5 protein-coding genes are annotated in these 8,825 nt (G+C 68.8%); 2 read left to right on the forward strand and 3 right to left on the reverse strand.

Annotated elements, in window-relative coordinates; translation table 11 throughout:
- Window positions 1-5: 5 nt before the first annotated feature.
- Complete coding sequence (locus ACFWVE_RS12010) at window positions 6-1,316, reverse strand: ABC transporter substrate-binding protein (protein ID WP_384011428.1); 1,311 nt, start codon at window positions 1,314-1,316, stop codon at window positions 6-8.
- Window positions 1,317-1,619: 303 nt separating this feature from the next.
- Here ACFWVE_RS12010 and ACFWVE_RS12015 point away from each other — a divergent pair, with 303 nt between their 5' ends.
- A complete protein-coding gene (locus ACFWVE_RS12015) occupies window positions 1,620-2,633 on the forward strand; it encodes a LacI family DNA-binding transcriptional regulator (protein WP_384011513.1) in 1,014 nt (337 codons plus the stop codon).
- A 10-nt stretch (window positions 2,634-2,643) separates the two neighbouring features.
- On the opposite strand, the gene ACFWVE_RS12020 is transcribed toward ACFWVE_RS12015, so the two are convergent.
- Together ACFWVE_RS12020 and ACFWVE_RS12025 are read right to left on the reverse strand one after the other, a co-directional pair.
- Window positions 2,644-3,216 (reverse strand): chloramphenicol phosphotransferase CPT family protein, encoded by a 573-nt coding sequence (locus tag ACFWVE_RS12020; RefSeq protein WP_384011430.1) that lies wholly within the window; start codon window positions 3,214-3,216, stop codon window positions 2,644-2,646.
- Window positions 3,217-3,325: 109 nt separating this feature from the next.
- Entirely contained in the window at window positions 3,326-5,191 is a 1,866-nt protein-coding gene (locus tag ACFWVE_RS12025; RefSeq protein ID WP_384011433.1) for a ricin-type beta-trefoil lectin domain protein, read from the reverse strand.
- Between the two features lie 593 nt (window positions 5,192-5,784).
- Between ACFWVE_RS12025 and ACFWVE_RS12030 the strand changes: the two genes are divergently transcribed.
- Window positions 5,785-8,793 carry a family 16 glycoside hydrolase gene (locus ACFWVE_RS12030; protein ID WP_384011436.1) on the forward strand — a complete coding sequence of 1,003 codons (3,009 nt, stop codon included), beginning with the start codon at window positions 5,785-5,787 and terminating at the stop codon, window positions 8,791-8,793.
- Window positions 8,794-8,825 lie beyond the last annotated feature (32 nt).

The following is an 8,825-nucleotide window of genomic DNA, read 5'->3' on the forward strand; positions in this document are numbered from 1 at the left end:
ACGGGTCAGCCGACGGCCTTCTCGATGCGCTCCGCGGTGGTCTTCCACGCCTCGTCACGCGGGGTGTCCTGCTGCTCGATCAGAGTCAGGCCCTGGGAGAAGGTGTCCTTGATCGTGCCGTCCTTGCGGCCCAGGACCTGCTTGTCGGGGATCTCCTGGGCGGCGGCGCCGAAGATCTCGCCGATCGGCGCGTCGCTGAAGTACTCCGACTCGGCGTTCTTCACCTCGTCGCTCTCCAGCGCCTCTCGCGAGGACGGGATGTTGCCGATCTCCTTGAAGATGTGGGCCTGCTGCTCCGGCGCGGTCAGCCAGGCGACGAGCTTCCTGGCCTCCTCCTTCACCGGGCTCTGGTCGATCACGCCGAGGAAGGACCCGCCCCAGTTGGCGCCCTTGGGGGCCCTGGCGACGTCCCACTTGCCCTTGTTCGGCTCGCCGGCCTTCTCGCTGATGTGACTGAGCATCCACGCCGGGCACACGGCCGTGGCGAACGTGCCGTTGGCCAGGCCCGGGTCCCAACCCGGCTGGAACTGACGGAGCTTGGCGCTCAGGCCGTCCTCGGCGGCGTCGGCGGCGAGGTTCCACGCCTCCTTGACGGCCGGGTTCTTGTCGTAGATCAGCTCGCCCTCGGCATCGTAGAACTGCTCGGGGTAGCCGTAGACCATGGCGTTGAACAGGCCGCTGGACGCGTCCATGTAGGACACGTCGTCACCCTTGAAGTCCTTCTTGAAGGTGCGGCCGACCTCGACGTACTTCTGCCAGTCGCCCTCCCACAGCTTGGCGACCTCCTCGCGGTCGGTGGGCAGGCCGGCCTGCTCGAAGTAGTCCTTGCGGTAACAGACGGCCATCGGGCCGATGTCGGTACCCAGACCCAGCACCTTGCCGTCCTGGGTACTGATCTGGGACTCCTTCCACGGCAGGAAGTGGTCGGTGCCCGGTACACCGGAGAAATCCGCGAACTTGTCCGCCTGGGTCTCGGTGATCTCCTTGGCCCGGCCGATCTCGATGCCCTGGATGTCCTTCAGGCCCTTGCCTGCGGCGAGCCTGGTCTGCAGCGCGGTGTAGTACGTCTGCTCGTCACCGGCGATCTCGGCCTTGATGTCGACGTCCGGGTTCTCCTTCTCGTACTGCTCGAGAAGGCCCGTCTCCTTGATGCCCATCACCCCGTACAGGCCCATGGTGATGGTGACCTTGCCGTCCTTCTTGCCACCACCCGTGGCCGAATCGTCACTGCTGCTGCAGCCGACGACGAGCGTCAGCGCGCCGACGACCGCGGTCGCCGCCACCGCCCTCGTACGCAACGAACCGGGACTGCCCATGGATCTCCTCCTAGCGACGGCGCTGACGCACCGGAGTGACGATTTCTGCGATGACCACAGCGGCTCTGGCAATGGGGTGGGAACGTGCCCACTTCGAGGTGGGCACGTTCCCATCGCTGGACCGAAGACTCCTGGCAGCACAGCCGGTCTGTCAATGACTTGAACACAACTTGTGATCCGGGACCGGTGTCCGCCGTTCGGCCCCCTGGCCCCGACGCGCTTGCGCTCTTGCGCTGTCTGCAAGAATTGCCGCTGGTCAACTCCGCGGCCGGTGTCGCCGCGACCGCCGAAGAGGGGGAGCACATGGCCGGGGATCGCCGTCCCACGATCAAAACCGTCGCCGCCCGTGCCGGCGTGGGCCGGACCACGGTGTCCCGCGTCGTCAACGGATCGGATCTCGTCAGTGCCGACGCGCGGTCCAGGGTCCTGGCGGCGATCAAGGAGCTCAACTACGTTCCGAACTCGGTCGCCCGCGGCCTGGTGACCAACCGGACCAACGCCGTGGCCCTGGTGATCCCGGAGTCGGAGAGCCGGCTCGGTTCGGAACCGTTCTTCGCCGCGCTGATCCGGGGCGTCAGCGGCGCCCTCGCCGAAAGCAGGACCCAGCTCCAGCTGATGCTCGTCCGTGACCAGGCCGAACGGGACCAGCTGACCGAGTCGGTGGCAACGCGCCGTGTGGACGGCGTTCTTCTGGTCTCCGTCCATGCCGAGGACCGGCTGCCGGGCATGCTGGAGGAGATGGGGCTGCCCACCGTGCTGGCCGGCCGCCGCGATGCGGGCGAACGGCTGAGCTACGTCGGCTCGGACAACGCCGGAGGCGCCGCCGAGGCGGTCCGGCACCTGCTGCGCGGCGGCAGAACCAGGATCGCCACGATCACCGGACCGCTGGACATGGACGTCGGCCGCAGCCGGCTCGCCGGCTGGCGTGACGCCCACCGGGAAGCGGGGGTGCCGGCAAGTGAACTCCTGGCTGAGACTGGTGACTTCACAGAGAAGGGCGGCAGCCGCGCGATGCGTTCGCTTCTTGAACGCGCCCCGGACCTGGACGCCGTCTTCGCCGCCTCCGACCTGATGGCGGTCGGCGCCCTGGCCGAACTGCGCCGCCACAAGCGGCAGGTGCCCGGCGATGTCGCCGTCGTCGGATTCGAGGACTCCGTCCTCGCCCGCCACACCAACCCGCCTTTGACGACGGTGCGTCAGCCGGTGGAGGAACTGGGCCGCACGATGGCGCGGATCCTCACCGACATCACCCAACACGGCGCGCTTCGGCAGCAGTTGACGCTGCCGACGGAGCTGGTGGTGCGCGAGTCGTCCTGAACCGCCGCCCTCAGCCCATCGGATCGCCGTCCGCCAGATACCGGGCGCGCAGGCGGGTGAAGGCGGTGGGCGTCGGCCGGCGCGGGAGGAATTCCTTGATCAGTTCGGCGCACTCGCGCGGCCTCGCCGTGCCGGTGTCGCATTCGAGGTCGTAGTCGCCGTGCTGATGGACCAGGTCGTACTGGAGTGCCGCGAGGCCGAAGGGGCGGTCGCCGCGGGCCTTTTCGCGGCGGGCCAGTTCGTCCGGTGGGCAGTGGACGCCGACGAACAGCACGTCCGTGGGGCGCAGCACGGTCAGGCAGTCGACCAGTCTCCACGGTTCGCTGAGAACGTGGTCGACGACGACATCGTTGCCCACCTCGGCCATGGCCGCGATCGAGCGGTGGAAGCCCTTTCTCGTCCGGCGAAGAGCGGTGTCGAGGTCCTCCTGGGCGAGGGGCCGCTTCGTGCGCATCGCGTTGAAGCCGTCCACCGCCAGATGGAAGAAGACACCGTCCTCCAGGATGTCGAGCAGTTCCCGGGCGATGCTCGACTTGCCTGAACTGGACGTGCCGTTGAGGAAGATGATCCGACCGGCTGCCATGCGGACATGATCACACGGCTGTGCCCGGTACCGGCCGCCCGTCTGAGGGGGCCGGTACCGGGTGGGCCTGGCCGGGTGGGGTCGGGTGGGTGGGGTCGGGTGGGTGGGGTCAGGAGGTGTTCAGGGTCCATTTCTGGTTGGCGGCGCCGGTGCAGGTCCAGATCTGGGCGGGGGTGCCGTCCGCGGAGTTGTTGCCGGTGACGTCCAGGCACTTGTCCGCGCCGGTGTTGACCACATCGTGGGTCGTGGGGTTGTACGACCACTGCTGCGCCGTGCTGCCGTTGCAGCCGTAGAGCTGCACCCGGGTGCCGTCGGCCGTCGAGGCACCGGTCACGTCCAGGCACTTGCCGAGTGCCCGCACGCTGCCGTCGGCGCTCACGGTCCAGCGCTGGGCCGCCGTGCCGTTGCAGGTGTGGAGGTGCACCGCGGTGCCGTCGGCCGTGGCTCCGCCGGCGACGTCCAGGCACTTGCCCGCGAGTCCGGTGAGGGTGCCGGTGCTGCCGCCCGGGTTGCCCGACGGGGTGCCGGACCAGGTGAAGGTGGCGGTGGTGCGGGCGGGGAGGCCGTAGGTGAAGGACTGGCCGCCCCAGTCGACGCGGACCGAACGGGCGGAGGTGCCTCCGTTGTGGGCGATCAGGGCCTTGGAGCCGTCGGGGTTGCGCCAGGCCACGTTGGACACCGCGGTGCCGGCGGTGGAGGCGATCCGGTGGGCGCCGGGCCTGACGAACTTGGTCAGGTGGCCGGTGGTGTAGTACTCGACCGTGTAGTCGACCTGCCCTGCCCGCGGGCCGCCTTCCTGCACGGTGATCAGTCCGGTGCAGGTACCGCAGCCGCCGTTGTGCGGCCCCATGTCCTGGTTGAGAGCCAGGCTCCATTTGACCAGGCTGCTGCTCCAGTTGCGGGCGTAGCCCACGATGTCGGCCAGGTCCTCGTTGTGCTGGTTGCCGATCCAGGTGCCGCCGGAGTGCTCGGTGCTGAACTGACGGACGTTCGGGTACTGGCCGTGCACCTGGCTGCCCACCGCGGGGTCACCGGCGTAGCCGTGCCAGGCGATGCCGCCGAAGAGCGGGTCCTCGCGCAGCCCGGCGTCCGCGAGGACGGGGGCGCCGAAGCCCGCGTAGTCGCCGTAGTTCCAGTCGTGCACGAGGACCTTGGTGTCGATCCCGGCGGCACGGAAGGCCGGGTAGACGTGGTTCTTGGTGAACTCGACGAGACCGGAGGGGTTCCAGCTCATGCCGGGGTAGTTCATGGCCGTGGGGTTGCCCGCCTGGCAGCAGTTCGGTTCGTTCTGGACGGACAGGTAGTCGATGTCCACGCCGACGGCCTGGTAACTCCGGACGTACTTGACCAGGTACTGGGCGTACAGGGGGTAGTACTCCCACTTCAGCCAGCCCATCTGGTCCATGCGGCCGTTGTCCTTCATCCAGCCGGGTGCGCTCCAGGGCACGCCCTTGACCCGCAGTTGCGGGTTGAGCTGCCGGGCCTGCGCGGTGAGGAGCCGGACGTTCGTGTCGTAGCCGTTGGCGCCGAAGTCGGACAGGTCGCAACAGGTGTCGTCGAGCGAGACGTGGCCCGGCCGGGACAGGTCGGAGGCGCCGATCGGGTTGCGGACGAAGGACAGCCCGATGCCGTCCGTCGGTGAGAACAGTTTGCGCATCACGGCGTCACGGGTCGCGGCGCCGACGGCGCCGCCGCGCAGCAGATGGGCGGTGGTGTCGGTGATCGAGGCGCCGCCTCCCTCGAACTGCTGGTAGGTCGTCGTCTCGTCGACGGCGATCGTCTGGTCGGCGCCGCCTCCGGCGGGGCCGAAGGCCACCGGTGTCTGTGGGGCCAGGCCGCGGGTGACGTTGCGGCCGCCCGCGTCGGACGTCGTGGTGAGCCATACGTCGACGCGCTCACCTGCGGCCACCGCCTGCTGCGTGGCGCCGGGAGCGAGTGTCAGGGCGAGAGCGAGGGTGAGGACCGCGGCCAGCATCGCGGGGAGCCGACGGGAGGGGGGTGTGCCGCGAAGCGGAACGCGTCTGCGCAGGGGCGTCATGGGCGTGACCTCTCGGTGGGGGCGTCCTCACCTTCAGGACCTCGGAACCTTCAGGACGCCGGAGACCTTCAGGGGTTGAACGCGGGGCGGGGCAGACCTGCCAGGGGCGACAGCGTCAGGGACCGCCACCGAGACCGTGATGAGGTAGGAGGTGAGAACTGCGGGTTGTGCCGTGCCAGCAGACCGACCGGCTTACCTCAAGGCATGATTGAACTCTTAAGGCATGTCCCCGTCAATACAAAGGTCTACGGAATCCGGTGCGTCATACGGGGCCTTCGCCCCCGCGTCATCACTTCTTGGCTGCGGTTATCTCTCCGTTCAGGTACCGGAGTTCAGAGGGACTCCCACCCAACTCGCAGGATCGGGAGGCCCCTCCCCGGTCTCGCGGGGTCCCGGACTTTGAACTTTCTGATGACAAAGTATGGACACGTCAAGCGGAAGTCCTCTAACTTGACGGCGCAAGTACAGCGCCACCGCAGCAGACCGGAGCGAAATCCGGCACGGTCCGGTCCCCAACTCGTGGAGGGCCATTGCGCAACCGTCTGTTCCCACGTGCTCGAAGACACCTCATCCCTCTGTTGTTCGCGGGGACCCTGGCCGCGGGGCTGTGCTCCGCGCCGCCGGCCGTCGCCGCTCCCGCGGACATTCCGCCCCAGGAACCCGGGATCACACTGCGCGTGTTCGACGTGCAGACGCCGCTGAGCAAGCTGTGCACCCTGAAACCGGGTCAGACTCCCAACCACGACAAGCTGATGCCGACGGTCGACTGGTCCACCGAGGCCGACTTCGGCGGGCTGTCCGATCACTTCGTCACCGAGGCGTCGGGCTACCTGAACATTCCGAGCGACGGCTCGTACGTGTTCCGCCTGACCAGTGACGACGGCTCACGGCTGGCGATCGACGGTGACACGGTGATCGATCACGACGGGCTCCACGGTGCCGAGCCGAAGGACGGCACGGTCCATCTCAGCACCGGGGCCCACCCGTTGCGCATCGACCACTTCGAGCGCGACGGCGGGCAGCAGCTCCAGCTGGCCTGGAAGCCGCCGGGCGCGAGCGACTTCACCCTCGTTCCCCGGGAGGTACTGAGCACCGACGCCGGGGTCGTCCGGGTCACGGCGCCGGGCCGCAAGGAGTGCGAGGCGAGCGGCGACTCCCCCGGCGACGGCCTCCCGCTCACCGATGTGCGCCCCGACCTGAACCTCACCGATCTGCGCCCGGACGGCTTCGAGCCGCAGGTCAGCGGCATGGACTGGCTGCCCGACGGGCGTCTGGCGATCAGCACGTGGGGCGGCACGGACAACGTTGCGGGAGAGGTCTACCTGCTCGACAACGTCACCGGCGCCACCAGCCGCGAGAAGGTCACCGTCACGAAGGTGGCGGGTGGGCTGCGCGAACCCATGGGGATCAAGTACGTCGACGGAGCCCTGTACGTCTCGCAGAAGCACGAACTGACACGGCTCGTCGACCGCGACGGCGACGAGGTCACCGACGAGTACCGGACGGTCGCGACCTGGCCGTACGGAGGCAACTTCCACGAGTTCGCCTTCGGTCTGCTCTACCGCGACGGCCACTTCTACGTGAACCTCTCCGTCGCCATCGACCTCGGCGGCGCGACCACCGTGCCGCAGCCGGCACCGGGCCGCGGGGCCACGTACAAGGTCAGCAAGAAGACGGGGAAGATCAGCCCGGTCGCGGGAGGACTGCGGACGCCCAACGGCATCGGCTGGGGGCCCGACGGCAGCATCTTCGCCACCGACAACCAGGGCGGATGGCTTCCCTCCTCGAAGCTCGTCCAGATCAAGCAGGACCGCTTCTTCAACCATTACACCGAGCCCGCCGGCCCCTTCGACGACTCCCCCGTCACCGAGCCGGTGCTGTGGCTGCCGCAGAACGAGATCGCCAACTCCCCCTCCACCCCCCTGTACCTGAAGAAGGGCCCGTTCGCCGGGCAGATGCTGCTGGGCGACGTCACCTACGGCGGCCTGCAGCGCGCCTACCTGGAGAAGGTGAAGGGCCAGTACCAGGGGGCCGTCTTCCGCTACACCCAAGGGCTCGAGGCCGGCATCAACCGGGTGACCCAGGGGCCCGACGGCGCGATCTACGTCGGCGGGCTGGGGGCCGACGGCAACTGGGGCCAGGAGGGCAAGCTCAGGTTCGGCCTGCAGAAGCTGACGCCGAACGGCCGGAACACGTTCGACGTCAAGACCATGCGTGCCGTGCCCGGCGGTTTCGACCTGACGTACACCCAGCCGGTGTCCGACGCCACCGCCGAGCAGTTGGCGACCCACTACCGCGCGGAGCAGTGGCGTTACACGCCGACCGCGGACTACGGCGGCCCGAAGATCGCCGAGGAGCAGCTGCCGGTGCGCTCGGCGACGCTCTCGAAGGACCGGCGTACCGTCAAGCTCCGGCTGGACGAGCTCAAGCCGGGCCGTGTCGTGCACATCCGCTCCCCGCGTCCCTTCACGTCGGACTCCGGTGAGCAGTTGTGGAGCACCGAGGCCTGGTACACCCTCAACCGGATCCCCGGCAAGCAGCCGGCTCCCGCGACCCGGTACGAGGCGGAGGAGGCACGTCTGACGGGCACGGCCGGTGTCGGCACCGACCACACCGGCTACTCCGGCAGCGGTTTCGTGGACCGTTACGCCACCGAGGGCAAGGCCGGCACGACGTTCGACGTGACGGTCCCGAAGTCGGGCGCCTACGACGTGGGGCTGCGCTACTCCAACGGGCCGGACCCGTTCCGGGGCACCAAGTCCCTGTCCCTGTACGTCAACGGGAAGAAGCTGCGGCAGACGAAGCTCGCTCCGACCGACAACTGGGACTCCTGGTCGACGCAGACCGAGCAGCTGGCGCTGCGCGCCGGGGGCAACACGGTCTCCTACCGGTTCGACACGGGCGACACCGGTCATGTCAATCTCGACATGCTCAGCGTCCATCCGCGCGGAGCCCAGGTCCCGCTCTTCGACGGCACGGCCGCCTCGCAGGCGCAGTGGCAGCACACGGACGGCCGGAGCCTGCGCTGGCCGCTCAGCGACGAGGAGTCGATGGAGGTGTGCTGCGGCGACATCCGCACCAAGGACGCGTACCGGGACTTCAGACTGCACCTGGAGTTCCGGGTCCCGCTGCTTCCCCCCGACGTCACCGGACAGGACCGCGGGAACAGCGGCATCTTCCTCCAGGACCGCTACGAGCTGCAGATCCTCGACTCCTACGGTGACACCACGCTCGACACCAACGAGGCAGGAGCGTTCTATCTGAAGCGGGCGCCCGACAGCAACGCGGCGACGGCGCCCGAGACCTGGCAGACCTACGACATCGACTTCCGCGCGGCCCGCTTCGACGACAGCGGCCGCAAGACCGCCGACGCCCGGGTCACGGTGGTGTGGAACGGGCAGAAGGTCCACGACGACATCGCCCTCGACGGACCGACCGCCTCGGGCCGGTCCGAGACTCCTGCCGCGGGAGCGATCCGGCTGCAGGACCACGGGAACAAGGTGAGGTTCCGCGACATCCGGATCACTCCCCTGACGTGATTCCCCCCGTCGTGCCGGGCGGCCCTCGCGGC

The organism is Streptomyces sp. NPDC058632 (genome assembly GCF_042717095.1).
In the GTDB taxonomy this organism is placed as follows: Bacteria; Actinomycetota; Actinomycetes; order Streptomycetales; family Streptomycetaceae; genus Streptomyces.